20 protein-coding genes, 1 tRNA gene and 1 pseudogene are annotated in these 20586 nt (G+C 73.1%); 11 read left to right on the forward strand and 11 right to left on the reverse strand.

Going from position 1 to position 20586, the window contains the following annotated elements:
• The 9 genes and pseudogenes from LFA75_RS02435 to LFA75_RS02475 form a co-directional block, all read right to left on the reverse strand.
• Window positions 1-499, reverse strand: a pseudogene (locus LFA75_RS02435) (hypothetical protein); the annotation flags it as partial.
• Entirely contained in the window at window positions 496-1050 is a 555-nt protein-coding gene (locus tag LFA75_RS02440) for a TerD family protein (RefSeq protein ID WP_225232178.1), read from the reverse strand. The pseudogene LFA75_RS02435 and the gene LFA75_RS02440, both read right to left, overlap by 4 nt.
• Window positions 1051-1104: 54 nt before the next feature.
• A complete protein-coding gene (locus tag LFA75_RS02445) occupies window positions 1105-1587 on the reverse strand; it encodes a hypothetical protein (protein WP_225232179.1) in 483 nt (160 codons plus the stop codon).
• Between the two features lie 29 nt (window positions 1588-1616).
• Window positions 1617-2843 (reverse strand): toxic anion resistance protein, encoded by a 1227-nt coding sequence (locus LFA75_RS02450; protein WP_225232180.1) that lies wholly within the window; start codon window positions 2841-2843, stop codon window positions 1617-1619.
• Window positions 2844-2880: 37 nt separating this feature from the next.
• Window positions 2881-3456, reverse strand: a complete 576-nt coding sequence (locus LFA75_RS02455; RefSeq protein ID WP_225232181.1) for a TerD family protein — start codon at window positions 3454-3456, stop codon at window positions 2881-2883.
• 66 nt (window positions 3457-3522) lie between these two features.
• Entirely contained in the window at window positions 3523-4059 is a 537-nt protein-coding gene (locus LFA75_RS02460; protein ID WP_225232182.1) for a hypothetical protein, read from the reverse strand.
• A 219-nt stretch (window positions 4060-4278) separates the two neighbouring features.
• Window positions 4279-4857, reverse strand: a complete 579-nt coding sequence (locus LFA75_RS02465; RefSeq protein ID WP_091249022.1) for a TerD family protein — start codon at window positions 4855-4857, stop codon at window positions 4279-4281.
• A 27-nt stretch (window positions 4858-4884) separates the two neighbouring features.
• A complete protein-coding gene (locus tag LFA75_RS02470; RefSeq protein WP_225232183.1) occupies window positions 4885-5460 on the reverse strand; it encodes a TerD family protein in 576 nt (191 codons plus the stop codon).
• A 131-nt stretch (window positions 5461-5591) separates the two neighbouring features.
• On the reverse strand, window positions 5592-7718 hold the full coding sequence (locus LFA75_RS02475; RefSeq protein WP_225232184.1) for a TerD family protein: 2127 nt from the start codon (window positions 7716-7718) through the stop codon (window positions 5592-5594).
• 108 nt (window positions 7719-7826) lie between these two features.
• Here LFA75_RS02475 and LFA75_RS02480 point away from each other — a divergent pair, with 108 nt between their 5' ends.
• From LFA75_RS02480 to LFA75_RS02500, 5 genes are all read left to right on the forward strand, one after another.
• Window positions 7827-8891: a TerC family protein gene (locus LFA75_RS02480; RefSeq protein WP_225232185.1), complete on the forward strand. Its 1065-nt coding sequence runs from the start codon at window positions 7827-7829 to the stop codon at window positions 8889-8891.
• A gap of 40 nt (window positions 8892-8931) precedes the next feature.
• Window positions 8932-9005: transfer RNA gene (locus LFA75_RS02485), tRNA-Ile, on the forward strand.
• A 324-nt stretch (window positions 9006-9329) separates the two neighbouring features.
• A complete protein-coding gene (locus tag LFA75_RS02490) occupies window positions 9330-10979 on the forward strand; it encodes an FAD-dependent oxidoreductase (RefSeq protein ID WP_225232186.1) in 1650 nt (549 codons plus the stop codon).
• Window positions 10980-11010: 31 nt separating this feature from the next.
• Window positions 11011-11514, forward strand: a complete 504-nt coding sequence (locus LFA75_RS02495) for a mycothiol transferase (RefSeq protein WP_225232187.1) — start codon at window positions 11011-11013, stop codon at window positions 11512-11514.
• Complete coding sequence (locus tag LFA75_RS02500) at window positions 11511-12116, forward strand: GyrI-like domain-containing protein (RefSeq protein WP_225232188.1); 606 nt, start codon at window positions 11511-11513, stop codon at window positions 12114-12116. The genes LFA75_RS02495 and LFA75_RS02500 overlap by 4 nt, the downstream gene beginning before the upstream one ends.
• Here the strand turns inward: LFA75_RS02500 and LFA75_RS02505 are convergent.
• A complete protein-coding gene (locus tag LFA75_RS02505) occupies window positions 12109-13218 on the reverse strand; it encodes a glycerate kinase (RefSeq protein ID WP_225235994.1) in 1110 nt (369 codons plus the stop codon). The genes LFA75_RS02500 and LFA75_RS02505 overlap by 8 nt on opposite strands.
• 28 nt (window positions 13219-13246) lie before the next feature.
• On the opposite strand from LFA75_RS02505, the gene LFA75_RS02510 reads away from it, so the two are divergent.
• Complete coding sequence (locus tag LFA75_RS02510) at window positions 13247-14455, forward strand: acyl-CoA dehydrogenase family protein (protein ID WP_225232189.1); 1209 nt, start codon at window positions 13247-13249, stop codon at window positions 14453-14455.
• Here LFA75_RS02510 and LFA75_RS02515 read toward each other — a convergent pair.
• The gene (locus tag LFA75_RS02515) at window positions 14452-14709 is read right to left on the reverse strand and encodes a hypothetical protein (RefSeq protein ID WP_225232190.1); all 258 of its coding nucleotides are present in this window, start codon (window positions 14707-14709) and stop codon (window positions 14452-14454) included. The genes LFA75_RS02510 and LFA75_RS02515 overlap by 4 nt on opposite strands.
• A 216-nt stretch (window positions 14710-14925) precedes the next feature.
• On the opposite strand from LFA75_RS02515, the gene LFA75_RS02520 reads away from it, so the two are divergent.
• The 5 genes from LFA75_RS02520 to LFA75_RS02540 all read left to right on the forward strand — a co-directional run bounded on the left by LFA75_RS02520 (window position 14926) and on the right by LFA75_RS02540 (window position 20499).
• Window positions 14926-15312: a GNAT family N-acetyltransferase gene (locus tag LFA75_RS02520; RefSeq protein ID WP_225232191.1), complete on the forward strand. Its 387-nt coding sequence runs from the start codon at window positions 14926-14928 to the stop codon at window positions 15310-15312.
• A gap of 68 nt (window positions 15313-15380) precedes the next feature.
• Window positions 15381-15986 (forward strand): TetR/AcrR family transcriptional regulator, encoded by a 606-nt coding sequence (locus LFA75_RS02525; RefSeq protein WP_225232192.1) that lies wholly within the window; start codon window positions 15381-15383, stop codon window positions 15984-15986.
• Window positions 15987-15991: 5 nt separating this feature from the next.
• Complete coding sequence (locus LFA75_RS02530) at window positions 15992-18181, forward strand: MMPL family transporter (RefSeq protein ID WP_225232193.1); 2190 nt, start codon at window positions 15992-15994, stop codon at window positions 18179-18181.
• A 63-nt stretch (window positions 18182-18244) separates the two neighbouring features.
• Window positions 18245-18838: an acyl-CoA-like ligand-binding transcription factor gene (locus LFA75_RS02535; RefSeq protein ID WP_225232194.1), complete on the forward strand. Its 594-nt coding sequence runs from the start codon at window positions 18245-18247 to the stop codon at window positions 18836-18838.
• Between the two features lie 23 nt (window positions 18839-18861).
• Window positions 18862-20499 (forward strand): MDR family MFS transporter, encoded by a 1638-nt coding sequence (locus LFA75_RS02540; RefSeq protein WP_225232195.1) that lies wholly within the window; start codon window positions 18862-18864, stop codon window positions 20497-20499.
• Window positions 20500-20586 lie beyond the last annotated feature (87 nt).

Below are 20586 nucleotides of genomic sequence, written 5' to 3' on the forward strand. Positions count from 1 at the left end.
CCACCGCTCCGCCGGCGCGCTCGGGTCGCGGGGCAGGTGCGGGCGAGCGCGCCGGCGGAGCGGTGGGGGGCGCCGGGGCCTCGGGGAACAGGTCCAGGTCCGACGCCGCGGACGGCGGGGCGGCCGGCGGGGTGGCCGGCCGCGGGTCGGACAGGTCGAGGTCACTGGAGGACGGGGCCGGAGCGGGGACCGGCCGGGGCGCCGGCGCCGAGAGGTCGAGCAGGTCCCCGCCCGACGTCCCGAGGTCGAGGTCCAGGTCCAGGTCGAGGTCGAGGTCGAGGTCGAGGTCCAAGCCCACCGGCACCTGCGAAGGCGCCACAGGCTGCGGGGTGGGTGCCTGGTCGGGCTGCCGGCGGGGGGTCCGGCCGGCCAGGGAGTCGACCAACCCGCCCGGCGCGGCGTCGGCGGGCACTGGCTCGGCCGGCGACCCGCGGCGGCTGCGGTGCCGGAGCCAGTCGAGGTCCGGGCGTGCCGGGGCGTCGCCCGGGGCCAGGATCACAACGGCAACCCGTAGTCGCCGGCGATGCCGCTGATCCCGTTGCGGTAGCCCTCGCCGACGACCTTGAACTTCCAGTCGCCCCCGTGTCGATAGACCTCGCCCAGCACCAGGGCGGTCTCAGCCTGCAACACCGGGGCGAGGTCCTCCGAGCGGACCAGCTCGCGGTGGGTGCTGGCGTCCCGGACCACCACCGAAACCGCGCGCAGCTGGCCCAGGGTGCGCCGCTGCGCGGTGCCCTCATTGACGTAGACCACGGCGACCAGCCGGGACACCTCGGCGGGCACCCTGCGCAGGTCGACCTCGATCTGCTCCTGGTCGCCGTCCAGCGCCTCGTCGCGGGCGGCCACGGACTCCTCGGGGGACGTCAGCTGGTTGAAGAACACCATGTGGCGGTCGGACAGCACCCGGCTGTCGGGGCCACAGAGCAGCAGCGCGAGGACCAGGTTCTCCGCGAGCACCCGCTCGCTGCCGGCGTCCCAGGCCACCCCGACAACCAGGCTGGTCAGGCCGGGGATCTCCCGGGTCAGGGCCACGTTGGCCCCGCGGGTCATGCGTGCCACGGTGCTCGCCTCTCAGGTGGTGCTGGTCGGGTCACAGGGCTCGGTTCACAGGTCGAGGTCGGAGCCGGAGAACTTGGTGCGCAGGAAGCTGCCCTGGGTCATCAGCGCATCGACGTCCTGCCGCCGCGCGGCCTGCAGCACCTTTTCGGCGGCCCCCTCGAGCGCCTCCAGCTGGGCGGCGAGCGACTGGGCCGGGGTCACACCCGAGGTCGCCGGGACGTCGACCAGATCGGGGTCCAGCGCCACGAAGCCGCGCACCGTGGTGGGCAGGTAGTCGGTGGCGGTGGCACGCACGGAGATGGCCGCGTAGACGTCGAGCGGGCGGACGTCGGAAGTGCGGACCACCTCCGACAGCAGGTCGGTGATCCGCCGGGCCGCCACCACCGAGGCCACCGGGAGGTCGCCGGCCGCGGCGTTGACCAGGCGGACGACGCCGGCGATCTCGGCGTCCAGTGCGGCCGGTGTGTCCTCCCGGTCCGCCTCGACCGGGGCGACCTCCAGTTCCTCGCTACGCCGGAACCAGGCCACGGTGTCTCTCCCCGGTGCTCACGACCGGCTCAACCCTCGATGGCCTCGTTCGCGCGGACCCGGGCCAGGTAGGGCTGCGCCCGCTCGAGCTGTCCCTCCAGCGCCCGGACCGTGTCGGCCATGGAGGTCACGGCCTGGGCCCGGAAGGTGTCGACGGCATCCATGGTGGCGAACACGTTGTCGAAGGCGGCCTGCAGCTTGGCGACGTCGATGGTCGAGGAGGCCGCCTGCTCGTTGATGGCCGCGCCCTGGATGCGCAGCTGCTCCGACGTGGACTGGATGAGGTCCGAGGTCACCGTGTTCAGCGCGTTGATCTGGTCGAGGACGAGCTTCTGGCGGCTCAGCGCCTGGGACACGATCACCGCGGTGCGCAAGGCCGCCACGGTGGTGGTCTGCGCCCGGTCGACGCCGCGGATCAACTCCAGGTTGTTGCGCCGGATGAGGTCCAGGGCCATGTAGCCCTGCACCGCGACCGCCATCTGGGTGGTGATGTCCTGTCGCCGCTGACGAACCGGGAACAGCGCGTCGGAGCGGACGGTGTTGGCGTCGTCGGTGCGCCCGGCGGCCTCCAGCTCGGCGACCTTGCCCTCCAGCGCTTCGTCGAGGGCCGTGGCCAGCTCGTTGTACTCCCGCAGCTTGGCCATGGTCGTCCACATGTTGGCCTTCTCGGTCTCGATGGCCGCGTTGTCCTTGCGCAGCTCGTCCTGACCGGAGTCCAGCGCCTTGATGATCGCGTTGAGGTGCGACTGGGCGGACTTGTACTTGTCGAAGTAGCGGTCGATCTTGTCCCCGCCGGGCAGCCACTTCAGCACCTTCTTGACCCCGGTGAGGTCCGAGCGCTTGGGGTCCAGGTCGGTGACCGTGCGGCGCAGGTCGATGAGGGTGTTGGAGACCCGCGTCTGCGCGTCGGCGTCCTTCCCCTTGGCCCCCATGGCTGCCGCCGGTCGGTCGAGCATGCGGTTGGAGACCGCCGCCGAAGACCGCATCTCCTTGTCGCCCATCGCCGTGATGGAGCCGACCTTCTGTGCGAAGGCCGGTGACTTGGTGTCCAGGGAGACCAGGTCGGTGACGAACGCGGTGGCCTTGCTGCGCAGCTCCACCTGCTTGGCCGTCTCCAGCGTCACCGCACCGGCGGCCTGCTCGGGCGCCACCAGCACCACGGGGGCCGGGGGCTGGAGCACCAGCGCGCCCCCGGCGGGTGCGCTCGGCCCAGCGGCGGTGGGCGTGGACGAGGAACCGAGGTCCAGCTCGGACATGGTGGCTGTCTCCTGGGTGCGGTGGTGTGGTGTGGGACTACAGGGAGCCGGCGATGGCCGGGAGCAGGTCGCGGAAGGTGCGGCCCGAGGCCGGGACACCGAGCGCGGTCATTGACCAACCGGCGCCGTCGCGGGAGACCTTGGCCATGATCTGGGCGTTGTGCCGACCCGAGCCGCTGAGCTCGTAGCGAGCGATTTCGGTCTCGGTGGTCTCGTCGATCAGCCGGCAGAAGGCGTTGGCGATCTGGGAGAAGTCCTGCCCGGTGAAGGAGTTCACCGTGCAGACCAGCGTGGTGACCGCGGCCGGGAGCTTGGTCAGGTCCACCTTCACCGACTCGTCGTCGCCGTCCCCGGCGCCGGTGCGGTTGTCGCCGGTGTGCTGCACCGAGCCGTCCTTGCTCCGCAGCTGCTGGAACCACACCTGGTCGACCAGCTGGCCGGCGGCGTCGAACATCAGCACCGAGGCGTCGAGGTCGATGGACTGGTCCCGGCTGCCGAAGAAGCCCTTCTTCTTGATCGCGTCCCAGCCCAGGCCCATGCGGACCCGGGTCAGCTGGCCGCCGTCGCGCTTAGCCAGCGAGACCTTCTGGCCCTTGCTCAAGTTGACGCTCATGCGGGGACTCCTCGTGTCGGGGGGCGGTGCGTCGTCAACGGTCGGGATGCCTTGTGCATCCCCGGGCTACTTGCGGGCCGAGCTCCACCGGATGCCCCACCCGTAGGCGGCGTCGAGCTGGGGTTGTGCTCCGTCGACGTAGCGGACCTCGCGGCGGACCGCGAGGTCCCCCGCCGAGGGTGCGAGCAGGGCCACGGCGCAGGTGGTGGCACCGGCGCGCGGCTCGTCGAGGGCCACCTCGATCTGCGGGCCGTCGGGCGGGGTCAGGGTCACCAGCGCCCGGGCCGCGGCCCAGTTCGGCACCCCCTCGTAGATGTAGGCGAAGACCAGCACCCGGCTGATGTGCGCGGCGTACTGCAGGTCGACGAACAGGTTCTCCCCGCCGGAGTTCGCGCCCGAGCGGTCGTCGCCGTCCAGCCAGATCGCCGGGGACGGCGCGCCGGGCAGACCCGCGCGGAAGGAGTTGCCGAGCGCCTGGACGACGCCCTTGGTGCCGTCGGTGAACTCGAACAGGCAACCCAGGTCGAGGTCGATGTCGGGCTCGCGGCGGGCGAAGAACCCGCCCTGCTGACCGGGCGGGCGCGCCGTCCAGTTGAGGTTCACCCGTAGCACCCCGCCGGCCGACGCCTTCTTGGTCAGGGAAACCGTGGGCGCGGACTTGGTTAGCGTGACCTTGCGCGGGGGTCCCGGCGGGGGCCCGGCGGGACCCCCGCGCAAGGTCACGCTAACCAAGTCCGCGCCCACGGTTNGGCGGGCGGAGGCCACGACGGGCCGTCGGAGGGGGGGACGGCCGGGCGCTTCGTGTAATCGATGGGCACGGGATCAGCCGACGTCCACGCCGAAGTCACGGGCGATGCCGGCGAGCCCGGAGGTGTAGCCCTGGCCCACGGCGCGGAACTTCCAGTCACCCGAGTGCCGGTAGATCTCGCCGAAGATCATCGCGGTCTCGGTCGAGGCGTCCTCGGAGAGGTCGTAGCGGGCGATCTCCACGCCGTCGGCCTGGTTCACCACCCGGATGAAGGCGTTGCGCACCTGACCGAACGATTGTCCCCGGTTCTCGGCCTCGTAGATCGACACCGCGAACACGATCTTGTCCGCGGCCGCCGGGACGGTGGGCAGGTCCACGGTCAGCGCTTCGTCGTCGCCGTCGCCCTCGCCGGTGAGGTTGTCACCGGTGTGGGTCACCGAACCGTCCGGCGAGGTCAGGTTGTTGAAGAAGACGAAGTGCGCATCGCTCAGCACCTTGCCCCCGGCGTCGACCAGCAGCGCCGACGCGTCCAGGTCGAAGGCGTTCCCCGACGTCGTCCGGGCGTCCCAGCCCAGACCGACGAGGGCAGCGGTCAGACCGGGCGCCTCCTTGGTCAACGAGACGTTCCCGCCCTTGCTCAGGCTCACGCTCATGATCCGCTCCCCTCGTCGTGGTTCAGGTCAGACGTTCACGCCGAAGTCGGCGGCGATGCCGCCCAGACCGGTCGAGTAGCCCTGGCCGACGGCCCGGAACTTCCAGTCGGCGCCATTGCGGTACAGCTCGCCGAACACCATCGCGGTCTCGGTGGATGCGTCCTCGGAGAGGTCGTAGCGCGCGATCTCAGCGTTGTCGGCCTGGTTGACCACGCGGATGAAGGCGTTGCGGACCTGGCCGAAGCTCTGGCCGCGACTGTCGGCCTCATAGATCGACACGGGGAAGACGACGCGGTCCAGGTCGGCGGGCGCGCCGGCCAGGTCGACCTTGATCTGCTCGTCGTCGCCGGCGCCCTCACCGGTCACGTTGTCGCCGGTGTGCTCGATCGCCCCGTCGGGGCTGCGCAGGTTGTTGAAGAACACGAAGTGCTCGTCGGAGGCGACCTTGCCGTCGGCGCGGCAGCCGATGGCCGATGCGTCTAGGTCGAAGGGCTTGCCGTCGGTCGTGCGAGCGTCCCAGCCCAGGCCGACGGTGACCGCGCGCAGGCCAGGGGCCTCCTTGGTCAACGAGACGTTGCCACCCTTGTTCAAGCTGACTACCACGCGATGTCTCCGTCTCCTCGCAGGTGGGTGAGGGACCCCGGTTGTACTGGGACCCCCGCGGCGCCGGCCTCCGGCGCCGTTCGACCGATCCTATGCAGCCTCGGTACACCCGGCAGCATGATCACGGGGGCTCACGTCTGGTCCCCAGGCGCACCAGGCCCAGCAGCTCCATCGTCCCGTCCACCGTCGTCGCCGGGGTCATCGGGCAGGCGAGGCGCCCGGGCCACCCATGGCCGGATCGGCTGGACCACCTCGCCGTAGAACCCCTCCACTGCACCAACCACGCTGGGGATGAACGCCCCGCGCACGCCGGACCGCTTGGTGCCCATCGCCACGCTGCGGCTCAGCTGGAAGGACTGCAGCGGAACACGTCCGGCCGGTGCCAGGCACGACGGGTCCGCCCGCACCAGCTGCAGCTGCTCACAGGTGGGCGGGCTCGTGCCGTCGAAGGCCGCCTCGACGAGCAGGTCGGCGGGGGCGTCGGCGAGCTGCTTGACCAGCCAGCCGGTGCGCCTGTGGTTGGTGCCCTCCTGGGGTGCAGGCACCCGGGTGGAGGTGAGCACCTGACCGGTGCGCAGGTCGGCGACCACCTCCAGCGGACCTACGGCGCCGGGTACCCGCAGGGTGGCCGTCAGGCGGCCGGTCGCGGCGAGGGTCTCGACCCCGGCCGTCGTCCGTGCGGCGGGATCGGTGGCCAGCCTCCGGGGCAGCACGTGGGCGACGTCGACACCGAGCTCAGCGGTGAGCCGCAGGCACAGCTGGCGGACCAGCCGGATCCAGGCGTCGACGGCAGCCGGAACCTTGCGATCGCCCGGACGCAGCGTGCCGGCGGCCACGGCTTCGCGGACCGGGACCCAGGAGGCCCCCATGTCCTCGAAGCCCGCAGCGCCGGAGCGGGGGTGCTGCAGGTAGCGCAGGAATTCGTGCAGCAGCCAGGCCTGCACCGGATCGCCCACCCCGCGGTGGGTCAGCACCATCTGAGCCTCGTGGACCACCTCGGCCCAGGACAGATGGTGCAGCGCGACCTTGGCCAGCTTCCGGCGGTCGACCTCGACCGGGTGCTCGTTCACCCCGGGCGCGATCTCGTTGGACAGCGTGATCACCGCGTCGTAGCCCTCGTGCCGGGCGACGTCGAGGTAGTTCTCGACCTGTTCGCGGCGCAGCTGCCCACTGCCGGTCTTGGTCTCCATCAATGCGGTCCACAGGCGTGCGCCGCGTTGCACCCGGAGGACGCCGTCGGGGACGACGACGGACTCGCCGCGGTGGAACGGGACCTCGAGGTAGGTCTCGAGCAACCCGGCGGGCGCCCCGAACCGGGAGGTGATTCCGCGCCCGAACGGCCGCACTGCCATCATCGTGGCCAGCAGCGCGGAGGTGGCCCGCTTCTCCTGCTCCCCAGCGTTGCCGACGCCCGAGATGGAGAACAACCGTGCCGCGCTCCAGGTGTCGGCGCCGGCCAGCTTGAGCGCCGGCGGAGTGGCGCGGACCGGCGGCTGCTTGCGAGTCCGCACGCCGACGGCGACCGGCTGGGGCACCGGCTGGGGGTCGTCCGGCCGTGGGGCGGGAACCACCAAAGGCTCGGGCTCTTCTACGACCACAGCGGTCGGCCCGGAAGCGGTGGGCTCGAGCTCCACTACGGCCACGTCGTCCTCGGCGCCCTCGTCGTCCTCGGCGCCCTCGACGGTGTCCGGAGCAGGCGCGGCCGGCGTCGGAGGCGAGATCACCTCGGCCGGTTCATCGGCAACGGTGACGCCGAGATCCGTGGCCAAGCCAGCGAGACCGCTGGCCCAGCCCTGGCTGACGGCCCGGACCCGCCATGACCCGTCGCGGCGGTACAGCTCGCCGAGCACCATCGCCGTCTCGGCGTCGGCACCGGTGACGCGGTGCAAGACCAGCGGGGCGCCCTCCTGGTCGAGGACGAGCAGGGCGAGACCGGGGACGTCGGCGAAGGTGCCAGAGGCCACGCTGACCGCTACTGCGACGGTGGCGACCTCCCCGGCCAGATCCTCCAAGTCGACCGCGAGGCCCTCCTGCCCACCGTCGTCGGTGAGCGACCCGCCGAGGTGCCGCACAGCGCCGTCGCTGGATGTCGGCTGGTTGTAGAACACCATGTCTGAGTCGTCCCGGACCCGTCCCGACGAGTCCAGCAGTAGGGCCGAGGCGTCGACCTCGACCTCGGCGTGTCCCCAAGCGACGACGCACCGCACACCGGGGGTCCCGGTAGGCAGCGGACCGTTTGCGCCCTTGCTTAGCTCCATCGCCTGCACGACCGCAGACTAGGAGAGGAACACGCCGTTCCGACACCGGCTCGCCCTGGTTCGTGACTTACCTGCGGACGGGCCGTGCCGTACGTATCGTGCCCCGACGTGGAACTCCCCGTCTGGTTCGAGATCAGTACGTTCGTCGGTCTCACGGTGCTCCTGCTGGCCGACCTGGCCATCGTGGCCCGTCGCCCTCACGAACCCTCGGTGCGCGAGGCCAGTCTGTGGGTGACGTTCTACGTCTCCCTGGCCCTATTGTTCGGGGTGGTGCTGCTGTCGGTGACCAACGGGGACTACGCCACCCAGTTCTACGCCGGCTGGCTCACCGAGTACTCGCTGTCGGTGGACAACCTGTTCGTCTTCGTGATCATCATGGCTCGCTTCAGGGTGCCCCGGAAGCTGCAGCAAGAAGTGCTGATGGTCGGGATCATCATCGCCCTGGTGCTGCGCGGGATCTTCATCCTCGCCGGCGCTGAGCTCATCGAACGGTTTACCTGGGTCTTCTACCTGTTCGGCGCGTTCCTGGTCTACACGGCTATCAATCTGGTGCGCGGGGAAGACGAGGACGACTACGAGGAGAACGCCCTCATCCGGCGGCTGAAGAAGGTCCTGCCGATGACCGCGGAGTTCCACGGCAACAAGCTGCGCGTCCCCGACCCCGACGCGATGAACAAGGCCCGCGGCGGCAAGAGCAAGAAGCTGTTCACCCCGATGATCGTGGTGTTCCTCGCGCTGGGCACGACCGATCTGCTCTTCGCCCTGGACTCGATCCCGGCCATCTTCGGCCTCACCCGCGAGGCCTTCATCGTCTTCACCGCCAACGTCTTCGCCCTCATGGGCTTGCGCCAGCTCTACTTCCTGCTCGGCGGACTGCTCAAGCGGCTGGTCTACCTGTCCTACGGGCTGGCCATCATCTTGGGGTTCATCGGCGTCAAGCTGATCCTGGAAGCGGTCCACGACAACTCCCTGCCCTTCTTCAACGATGGCCAGCCCATCGAGTCCGTCCCCGAGATCCCCACCTGGCTGTCCCTGGCCGTCATCCTCGGCGTCCTGCTCGTGGTCACCGTGGCGTCGCTGCTCAAGACCCGCGGCCAGACCCCCGAGAAGGACGCCGACGTCGCCGACGAGGCGGCGCCCGCGGACCGGGTGGAGCGGCCCGAGGGCAACTGACCGGTGCAGGGCCCGGCCGTGGCAGGCTGTCCGCACGCACGGGGCGGTAGCTCAGCCGGTCAGAGCATGGGACTCATAATCCCTGGGTCGTGGGTTCGAGCCCCACCCGCCCCACTCNGCAGCGCTTCGACGCCGCGGACCTCCGCCGCCGGGCGCACGACGCCAAGGTCAAGCTGCGCGCGCTGTCCGAGCAGCTGTCCACCACCGGGGCGGCCCGCGCCCCGGAACCGGAGCGGCCGCGGTTCCGGTTCAAGCGCCGCTGGGTGGTGGTGCCCACCGTGCTGCTCCTGCTGGTGACCGTCGCGGCCCTCGCCGGGCTGGCCTGGCTCCTCGTCGAGGGCGGCCACCTGTTCGCCGGCTGAGACGGCCCTGGCGCCGGGGGCCGGGCACGTGATCAGCTGAGGTCCCGCCCGGCCCCGCCCCCAGGGAGACACCCCCGTGACGACGACCGGCACCCCCACCGCACCGCAGCTCTCCACGGACCAGCTCCGCCGGCTCACCGCCTACGGCGACCCGGGCGAGGTCGTCCCCGGCGACGTGGTCTTCGCCCCCGGCGACACCGGCTACGACCTGGTCGTCCTGGAGTCCGGCCGGGTGGAGATCACCAGCCCGGCGACCGGCGACCAGCCGGAGTCCCCGATCGCCGAGTACGGGGCGGGCAGCTTCCTCGGCGAGCTCAACCTGCTCACCGGCCAGGTCGTCTACGTGACCGCCCGGGTGGTGGAGGCCGGCCGGGTGCACCGGGTGCCGCCGGCCCGGTTCCGCCGGCTGATGGCCGAGGACGCCGACCTCGCCGACGTCCTGCTGCGCACCCTGATGGCCCGCCGCAAGGCGCTGCGCACCGGCGTCGCCGCCCGCGCGGTGGAGATCATCGGGTCGCAGCTGTCGGCCGGGTCGCACGCGCTGCGCACCTACGCGGCGCGGCAGCGGATCGCGCACCTGTGGTTCGACGCCGAGACGGTCGCCGGCCAGGCGCTGATGGCCGCCACCCCGCTGGCCGCCGGCGACCTGCCCGCCGTCGTCGTCGGCGGGCGGGGGCTGCGCCGGGCGACCCCCGGTGAGCTCGCCGACGTCCTGGGCCTGTCCTACCGGGCGCTGTCCGGCGACCCGGTCGACCTGGCCGTCGTCGGTTCGGGCCCGGCCGGGCTGGCCGCGGCCGTCTACGGCGCCTCGGAGGGCCTGCGGACGGTGCTGCTGGACGCCGTGGGCACCGGCGGGCAGGCCGCGGCCAGCTCTCGGATCGAGAACTACCTCGGCTTCCCGTCCGGGCTGTCCGGGGTCGAGCTGACCCAGCGGGCCGCCCTGCAGGCGCTCAAGTTCGGCGCCCAGCTGTCCAGCCCGTGCGAGGTCGTCGAGCTGGACACCGGCGGCACCCAGCTGCGGCTGGTGCTCCGCGACGGCACCGAGGTGCTCGCCCGCTCGGTCGTGCTGGCCACCGGTGCGCGCTACCGCGGGCTGCCGCTGGACCGCTGGGCCGACTTCGAGGGCGCCGGCATCTACTACGCGGCCACCGAGCTGGAGGCCCGGGCCTGCAGCCACGCGCCGCTGACCGTCGTCGGCGGCGCCAACAGCGCCGGGCAGGCCGCGCTGTTCCTGGCCTCCCGGGGTGCGCCGGTCACCCTCGCCGTCCGCGGGCCCGACCTGACCGCGGGCATGTCGGCCTACCTGGTGGACCGGGTGCTCGCGCACCCGCGGATCACCGTGGCCACCGGCACGCAGGTCACCGCGCTGGGCGGCGGGGACAGCCTGGAGTCGGTCACCCTCACCCCCCGGGACGGCGGCCCCTCCCGCGAGCAGGCGTGCGTCGGGCTCTTCTGCTTCATCGGCGCGGAGCCGGCCACCGACTGGCTGGGCGGGGTGGCCGTCGACGGGGACGGCTTCGTGCTGACCGACGTCGACCTGCCGGCGGGCCCGGACCCCACATGGACGGCGCTGGGCCGGGAGCCGCTGCCCTTCGAGACCAGCGTCCCGGGCGTGTTCGCCGCCGGCGACGTGCGGCACGGGTCGATGAAGCGGGTGGCAGCCGCCGTCGGCGAGGGGGCCAGCGCGGTGCGCTCGGTGCACGCCGCGATCGGCGCGCACGTGTGACCACCGCCCGGTCCCGGGTAGGCCCGCGCGCATGCGCACCGACGAGGTCCTGACCGCTGCCTTCGACAACATCGCCGGGGTGGTCGACGCCGCCGTGGACGGGCTCACCACCGACCAGCTGGCGCAGTCCCCCGCGCCCGGGACGAACTCGATCGCCTGGCTGGTCTGGCACCTGACCCGGGTGCAGGACGACCACGTCGCCGAGGTGGCCGGGCGCGAGCAGGTGTACACCGCCGACGGCTGGGCCCGCCGGTTCGACCTGCCGTTCCCCGACGAGGCGCACGGCTACGGCATGTCCACCGAGGACGCCGCGAAGGTCCGGGCCGACGCCGAGCTGCTGGTCGGTTACCACCACGCGGTCAGTGCCAAGACCAAGGAGTACCTGGCCACGCTGTCCGACGCCGACCTGGACCGGGTGGTCGACGAGGGCTGGGACCCGCCGGTCACCCTCGGCGTCCGGCTGGTCAGCGTGGTCACCGACGACCTGCAGCACGCCGGCCAGGCCGCCTACGTCCGCGGTCTGCTCTCCGTGTGACGGAGGCGAAGGTCGACCTCAAGGACGACGACGTCTACCGGGCGCACCGCGGGGAGTTCCGAACGCTCACCGTCCCGGACCGCGCCTACCTGGCCGTCGACGGGCACGGGGACCCCAACACCCAGGTGTTCGGCGACGCGGTGCAGTCGCTGTACCCGGTGGCGTTCGCGCTGAAGTTCGCCAGCAAGGCCGCCGGGCGGGACTACGTCGTCCCGCCGCTGGAGGGGCTGTGGTGGGCGCAGGACATGGACACCTTCACCCGCCGCCGGGACAAGGCGGCCTGGGAGTGGACGCTGCTGCTCCTGGTCCCCGGTTGGCTGGGCCCCGACGAGGTGGCCGCCGCGGTCGAGGGCACCCGGGCGAAGGCCCCGCCGCGGCTGGACGACGTCCGGGTCGAGGTGCTGTCCGAGGGCCGGTGCCTGCAGACGCTGCACGTCGGCCCCTTCGACGACGAGGGCCCGGTGCTGCACCGCCTGCACCACGAGGTGCTGCCCGGGGCCGGGCTGAGCCCGACCGGCCGGCACCACGAGGTCTACCTGACCGACCCCCGCCGCACCGCTCCGGAGAAGCAGCGCACGATCCTGCGCCAGCCGGTCAGCTGACCGCCCGCTCGGCCAGGTCGGCGAGCAGCCGGGCGGGCTCGGCGAGGCAGACCGCGACGTCGGGCTCGAGGTCGACCAGGCCGTGGGCCGCGGTGAACCCGGCGGCGGACAGCTGCGCCGGGGCCAGCCGGACGACGCCGGCCAGACCGAGGCACGGCACCCCGGCGGCCGCGGCCCGGCGGGCGACGACGGCAGGGGCCTTGCCCGACAGCGTCTGCTCGTCCAGCGCGCCCTCGCCGGTGAGGCACAGATCGGCGCCGGCCAGCGCGGCGTCCAGGCCGACCAGGTCGCAGACCAGGTCCGCCCCGGAGGTGATCCGGGCGCCCAGCAGCGCCAGCGCGCCGGCCGCCGTCCCCCCTGCTCCGCCGGCGCCGGGCACGGCGTCCACCTCGACCCCGAGGTCGCGGCGGACCACCGCGGCGAAGCGGGCCAGCGCCCGGTCCAGCAACGCGACGTCGACCGCCGTCGCCCCCTTCTGCGGGCCGAACACCGCGGCCGCACCGGCCGGGCCGGTCAGCGGGTTGTCCACGTCGGTCGCGACCACCACCTCGACCCCGGCCAGCCGCGGGTCCAGACCGGACGCGTCGACCCGGTCCAGGCGAGCCAGCGCCGCGCCGCCGGGGGGCAGGTCGGTGCCGTCGGCGGCCAGGAACCGGACGCCGAGCGCGGTCAGCATCCCGGCCCCGGCGTCGGTGGTCGCGCTGCCGCCGATGCCCACCACCAGCCGGCGCGCACCCGCCTCGAGCGCGGCGAGCAGCAGGTCGCCGACCCCCCGGGTGGTCGCGGTCAGCGGGGCCGGCGGCGCCAGGTGCAGGCCGGCCGCGGTGGCCAGCTCGACCAGTGCGGTGCCGTCGTGCAGGGCGAGGACCGCCTGCCGGGGTGCGCCGTCCGGACCGCTGACGCGGACGGCCAGCGGGGTCCAGCCCGCCCGCAGCGCGGCGGCGACCGTGCCGTCGCCGCCGTCGGCGACCGGGCGCAGCAGCACCTCCGCCTCCGGGTGCACCCGGGCGACGCCGGCCGCCATCGCGTCGGCCACCCCGTCGGCGTCCAGCGTGCCCTTGAACTTGTCCGGGGCGATCACGATGCGCACGACGAGCAGCATGCCGGACACCGGCCTAGCGTCCGAGGTCGTGAGCACCGACGCCGACACCCTCGCCCCCGCCACCGACTTCTACGCCGTCGACGACCTCATCGACCCCGGCGACCTGGAGATCCGGGACCGGGTGCGCGCGTTCTGCGCGGCCGAGGTCACCCCGATCATCAACGACTACTGGGAGCGGGCCGAGTTCCCCGCCCACCTGGTGCCCAAGCTCGCCGACCTCGGCATCGCCGGCGGCACGGTGAAGGGCCACGGCTCGGCCGGCATGAGCGCCGTCGCCGCCGGGCTGGTGGCCGCCGAGTGGGCCCGCGCCGACGGCTCGATGGGCACCTTCCACGGCGTGCACAGCTTCCTGGCCATGCAGTCGATCGACCTGCTGGGCAGCGAGGAGCAGAAGGAGCGCTGGCTGCCGGGCATGGCCCGGATGGAGACCATCGGTGCCTTCGGGCTCACCGAGCCCGACCACGGCTCGGACGCCGTCGCGCTGGGGACGACGGCCACCCGCGACGGCGACGGCTTCGTGCTCAACGGGGCCAAGAAGTGGATCGGCAACGGGTCGATCGCCGACATCGTGCTGATCTGGGCCCGCGACGAGGACGGGAACGTCGGCGGGTACGTCGTGGAGAAGGGCACGCCGGGCTTCACCGCCACGGTGATGACCGGCAAGACGGCGCTGCGGGCGGTGTGGCAGGCCGAGATCACGCTGGAGAACGTCCGGGTCGGGCCGGAGAACAAGCTGGAGAACTGCCACAACTTCAAGGACGTGTCCCAGGTGCTCGACCGCACCCGGTACACCGTCGCCTGGCGGGCGCTGGGCGTCGCGCAGTCGGCCTACGAGCTGGCCCTGGCGCACACCCTGCAGCGCGAGCAGTTCGGCCAGCCGATCGCGGGCTACCAGCTGGTGCAGGAGAAGCTCGCCCGGATGCTGGCCGAGATCACCACCATGCAGCTGATGTGCTGGCGGCTGTCGACGCTGGCCGACGAGGGCCGGATGACCGCGGCCATGGCGTCGCTGGCCAAGATGAACTGCTGCAAGAAGGCCCGCACGATCATCGCCGACGCCCGCGACCTGTTCGGCGGCGACGGCATCCTGCTCGAGCACCACATCGCCCGGCACCACGCCGACATCGAGGCGATCTACACCTTCGAGGGCACCGACCACGTGCAGGCGCTCATCGTCGGCCGCGAGGTCACCGGTCTCTCCGCGATCACCGGTCGGCGCCCTCGCCGGGAGGGCTAGGCCGAGCGGCTGAGCTGCTGCGCGGTGGACCGCTTGCACTCGGTGCAGGCGGTCTCCCGCGCACCCACGCGGTCCCAGCGGTGGGCGCCCCACACCTGCACGATGGCGCCGCAGACGGCCAGCTCCACCTCCCCGTCGAGCTCCGACGGCGGGCGGTGCGCCTCGACGGCGTGCCACGAGGAGGAGACGGTGTCCTCGGGCCGCGAGCGCGACCACCGGTCCGGGCGGGCGTATCCGACGGCGTAGCTGTCCACGGCTCCAGTGTGCCCCCGATCACATGGGGCTGCCAGCGGAACGACGGCCGGGACGCCCGCCTACCGTTGCGACACGTGGCAGACCACACCGCGCGCGACCGGATCGTCACCGAGCTGGTCCACCCCGAGGACCCGCGGGCCGTCCCGATGCTGAAAGATCTGCTGCGCGAGTAAGACGCCCGCTACGGCGACCTCTTCGGCAGCGCCACCGAGGAGATGGACCGCTACCCCGCGGCCGAGTTCACCCCGCCGACCGGCGTCTTCCTCCTGCTGCTCGACGACGGCGCCGCGGTCGCCGGCGGCGCCTACCGGGCGCACGAGGACCCGGGCACCGCCGAGGTGAAGCGGATGTGGACCTCGCGGGACCACCGCCGGCGCGGACTGGCGCGCCGGGTGCTCGCCGAGCTGCAGCAGCACGCGGCCTCGGCCGGCTACACCCGGGCGTTCCTGACCACCGGCCCGCTGCAGCCCGAGGCGCGCGAGCTGTACCTGTCGGCCGGGTGGACGCCGTTGTTCGACGGCCTGCGGCCCACGGCGGTCGAGGAGCTGCGCGCCCTCCCGGTGGTCGACCGGCTCTACGCCTTCGAGACCACCCTGGGGTGAGCGACCTCACCGACCATCCTGGTCGGTAAACCGACCAGATCGGTCGGTCCCCGCGTAGCGTGCTCCCGGTGACCAGGTCGACGCGCACCCACCACGGGGACGACGACATCCTCGACCGGGCGGCCGCGCTCTTCGCCCGCCGCGGGTTCGCCAAGACCTCCGTCCAGGAGATCGCCGACGCGGTGGGCCTGTCCAAGGCCGGGCTGCTGCACCACTTCCCGAGCAAGGACGCCCTGCACGCGGCCGTCACCACCCAGGCCGACCAGCTCGCCGACCAGGTCCTGGCGGTCAGCGGCCGGTTCCCCGCCGGCGTCGACCGGGACCGGGCCACGGTCGAGGTGCTGGTCGACATCGCCTTCGCCCACCCCGGCCTGGTCGCGCTGCTGCTGTCCCCCGCCGCCGAGGAGCCCACCCCCGAGTGCGCCGTGTCCGCCGGCGACGCCGCGGTGCGCGCCTTCGGCCTGGCGCCCGGCGAGGTGCCCGACGACCCGACGCGCACCGTCCGCGTGCTGGGCGCCCTGGGTGCCCTCGCCGTCCTGTCTCTCGCCGCCACCGAGCTCGGGTCCACCACGACCTGGCGGTCCCTCGTGGTCGCCACCTGCCTCGACGCGCTCGGCCACCGCCGCCCGGACGCCGACGTCACCCCCGCCCGCTCCACCGACCCGGAGGCCTGACCCCCATGGCTGCACTGCTCGCCCGGCTGGGTGCCCTCGCGCACCGCCGCAGGTTGACCGTCGTCCTCGTCTGGCTGGCCGTCCTGGTCGCCGGCGGCGTCGGCGCCGCGACGCTGGCCGGGGAGACGACGTCGTCGTTCTCCATCCCGGGCCAGGAGTCGACCGTCGCCCTCGACCGGATCTCCGAGGAGTTCGGCGCGACCGACGCCGGGGCCAGCGCCCAGGTCGTCGTGCGCGCCCCCGCCGGCACCACCCTCGCCGACCCCGACCAGGCCACCGCGCTGGGCACGCTGGTCGCCGACCTCGGCGGGCTGCCCGGCGTGGTCTCGGCCAGCAACCCGCTGGACCAGGCCGCGCCCACGGTCAACCAGGAGCTCACCACCGGGTACAGCACCGTCACCTACGACGTCGGCCCCGGCGAGGTCACCCCGGCCGAGCAGGACGCCCTGCTCGCCGCGGTCACCGACGCCCGCGACTCCGGGCTGACCGTCGAGGTCGCCGGGCAGGCCCTGGAGGCCGCACCCGAGATCGGCGGCATCGGCGAGATCGCCGGCGTGGTCGTCGCCGTCCTGGTGCTCGCGCTGACCTACGGCACGCTCGTCGTGGCCGGGATGAACCTGCTCACCGCCGCGGTCGGCGTGGGCATCGGCGTCCTGGGCATCACCATCGCCACCGGGTTCCTGGAGCTGTCCTCCACGACGTCCATCCTGGCCGCGATGCTCGGCCTGGCCGTCGGCATCGACTACGCGCTGTTCATCATCAACCGCCACCGGCAGGAGCTGCGGCGCGGCGTCGACGTGCCCACGGCGATCGCCACCGCGGTCGGGACGGCGGGCTCCGCGGTGGTCACCGCCGGCCTGACCGTCGTGATCGCCCTGGTCGGGTTGTTCGTCGCCGGCATCCCGTTCCTCACCCAGATGGGCATCGCGGCCGGCGCGACCATCGTGGTCGCCGTCCTCGTCGCGCTGACCCTGGTGCCGGCCGTGCTGTCCTTCCTGGGCCGCCGGGCGCTGCCCAAGAAGCAGCGGGACCTGCCGCCGGCGGCCTCGGTCGACGACGCCGCACCGGCCACCGGACTGTTCGGCCGCTGGGCCGTCGCGGTGACCAAGCACCGGATCGTCGCCCTGCTGGCCGCGGTCGTCGCCCTGGGCGTCATCTCGATCCCGGTCGCCTCGATGCGGACCACGCTCATCCAGACCCCGCCGGCCGACAGCACCCAGGACCGGGCCCAGCAGCTGCTGGCCGACGGCTTCGGCGCCGGCATCAACGGCCCGATCACCGTGCTCTTCGAGGGCACCGGCGCGGCCGAGACCGCGACGGCGGCCACCCCCGGCATCCAGGGGCTGGACGACGTCGTCACCGTCACCCCGGCCATCCCGAACGCCGACGGCGACGCCGCCCTGCTGACCGTCGTCCCGGACTCGGGCCCGACGAGCGCAGCGACCGAGCAGCTGGTCGAGGACCTGCGGGCCGAGCTGTCGGACCTGGACGGCGTCACGGCCTCGGTCACCGGGCAGACGGCGGTCAGCGTGGACGTCGCGTCCTCGCTGAACAGCGCGCTGCCGGTGTACCTGGCCCTGGTCGTCGGGCTGGCGCTGGTCCTGCTCGTGCTGGTGTTCCGGTCGCTGCTGGTGCCGCTGGTCGGCGTGCTGGGCTTCCTGCTCACCATCGGGGCCGCGCTGGGCGCCACCGTGGCGGTCTTCCAGTGGGGCTGGCTGGGCGACCTGGTCAACCTGGAGAGTGCGGGTCCGCTGATCAGCCTGACGCCGATCCTGGTCATCGGGATCCTGTTCGGGCTGGCGATGGACTACCAGGTCTTCCTGGTCTCCCGCATGCACGAGGCGCACGCCCACGGGGCGGCACCCACGGCGGCGATCCGCAGCGGGTTCCGCTCGGCGGCGCCGGTGGTCTTCGCCGCGGCGCTGATCATGTTCAGCGTCTTCGCCGGGTTCGTGCCGGCCGGCGACGCGACCATCAAGTCGATCGGGTTCGCGCTGGCGATCGGCGTGCTGTTCGACGCCTTCGTCGTCCGGATGGTGCTGGTGCCCGCCGCGCTGGCGCTGCTGGGCGAGCGGGCGTGGTGGCTGCCGCGCTGGCTGCGGTGGCTGCCGGTGCTCGACGTCGAGGGCGCGGCGCTGGAGAAGGCCGACCCCCGGGACGACGAGCGGGAGCTGGTCGGCACCTCGGCACCGTGACACGCTGAAGATGCGGGGACTGCAATCTTGCAGTCCCCGCATTTTTTGTGCCACCCTCCTCGGGTGACCTCGGGGCTGCGCGACCGCAAGAAGGCCGCCACCCGTCGCGCGCTCCACGTCGCCGCCCTCGAGCTGGTCGCCGAGCGCGGGCTGGACGCGGTGTCGGTCGACGAGATCGCCACCGCCGCCGACGTCTCGCCCCGGACGTTCTTCAACTACTTCCCGACCAAGGACGACGCCGTCCTCGGCCTGGACCCCGACGAGTCGGGCTCGGTGGCCGCCGCGGTGGCCGCGCGGCCGGGCGACGAGACACCGGTCGAGGCCCTGCGGGCGGTCGCCGTCGAGCGGGCCGCCGTGATGGCCCGGGACGGCGAGCTGTGGCCGCTGCGCATGCGCGTCGTCGACGCCTCCCCCGTCCTGCTTGCCCACCTGGCCGCGGCGTTCGGGCGGGGTGACCACGAGGTCGCCGCCGTCCTCGCCGCCCGGTCCGGCACCGGCCCGCAGGACCTGTACCCGCTGCTGCTGGCCGGGGTGAGCGGGGTGGCCATGCGCACGGCCCTGCACCGCTGGCTGGCCACCGACTTCACCGCCTCGCTGCCCGACCTGATGGACGAGGCCTGGGGCGTCCTCGCCGCCGGCCTCCCCGCCCCCCGCTGACCACCCCGCTGAGCAGGAGACCCGTGACCACCGCAGCACCCCCGCTCGTCCTCACCCGACGACGGATCAACATCATCTTCAGCGCCCTGGTGGCCGGCATGCTCATGGCCGCCCTGGACCAGACGATCGTGTCCACCTCGATGCCCACCATCGTCGGGGACCTCGGCGGCGTCTCGCACATGGCGTGGGTGACCACCGCCTACCTGCTCGCGACCACCCTGGTGATGCCGGTCTACGGCAAGCTCGGCGACCTCTTCGGCCGCCGCACCCTGTTCCTGGTGGCGATCGGGCTGTTCACCGTGGCCAGCGTCGGTGCCGCGCTGGCGCCGTCCTTCGGCTGGTTCGTGGTCTGGCGCGGGGTGCAGGGCCTGGGCGGCGGCGGGCTGATGATCCTGTCGCAGGCGATCATCGCCGACATCGTCCCGGCCCGGGAGCGCGCCCGGTACATGGCCCCGATCGGCGCCCTGTTCGGGCTGTCGGCGGTGGCCGGGCCGCTGATCGGCGGGTTCTTCACCGACTCCTCGCTGGGCTGGGAGTGGTGCTTCTGGGTCAACGTGCCGGTCGGGCTGGCCGCCTTCGCCATCGGCTGGTTCGCCCTCACCCTGCCCAAGCGGCGGAACACCACGCCGCTGGACATCGCCGGCATCATCGCGCTGTCGGCGGTCACCACCTGCCTCGTGCTGGCCACCGACCTGGGCGGCAGCGAGGGCTGGACGGCGCCGTGGACGCTGGCGCTGGGTGCCGGCCTCGTCGTCGCGGTGGTCGTGTTCGTGCTGGTCGAGCGACGGGCCGTGGAGCCCGTCGTGCCGCTGCAGCTGTTCACCAACCCCACCTTCGCCGTGGCCACCGCCCTCGGGCTGGCCGTCGGGCTGGGCATGTTCTCCGCGATCGCGTTCCTGCCGACCTACCTGCAGATGAGCTCCGGCCAGTCGGCCACCGTGTCCGGGCTGCTGCTGGTGCCCATGACCGCCGGCATCATCGTGACCATCCAGGGCACCGCCGGGTTCATCGCCCGCACCGGCCGCTACAAGGTGTTCACCGTCGCCGGGGTGGCCACCATCCTGGCCGCGATCGTGTGGATGACCCAGCTGACCGGGGACACCTCGCTGTGGACCATCGGCGCGATGGTCTTCACCCTGGGCGCCGGGCTCGGGCTGATCATGCAGAACGTGGTGCTGGCCGCGCAGAACGCGGTGCCGGCCACCCAGCTCGGCGTGGCCACGTCGACGAACAACTACTTCCGCGAGGTCGGCGCCACACTCGGCGTGGCCGTGTTCGGCACGCTGTTCCCCGCCCGGCTGGCCGAGCGGCTGGGCACGGCGCTGTCGGCCAGCGCCGAGCAGGCGGTGACCGCCGGGATCCTCTCCCCGGACTCGCTCACCCCCGCCGCGGTCGACGCCGCCGGCGACCCGCTGCGCAGCGCCGTGGTGTTCGCCTACGCCGACGCCCTGGCCCCGGTGTTCTGGTACCTGGTGCCGATCCTGGTCGTCGCGCTGGTGCTGGCGTTCTTCCTGCGGGAGATCCCGCTGGCCACCGAGGCCGGCATGGTCGCCCGCGGCGAGGCCGTCACCGAGGAGCCGACGCCGGCCGCCGAGGTCCAGCCGGTCGTGGTCGTCGAGCGCGACGGGATGCCGGCCGGTCGACCCAGCGCCGGGGAGTGAGCCGCTCAGCGGTGGGGTGAGCCGCGGTCTGCGGCGGCGCACCCCACCGCACCGCGGTTCATCCCCGGGCGCCGTCCGAGGCAGGTC

It is taken from the genome of Klenkia terrae, assembly GCF_900491935.1.
Taxonomy (GTDB): Bacteria; Actinomycetota; Actinomycetes; order Mycobacteriales; family Geodermatophilaceae; genus Klenkia; species Klenkia terrae.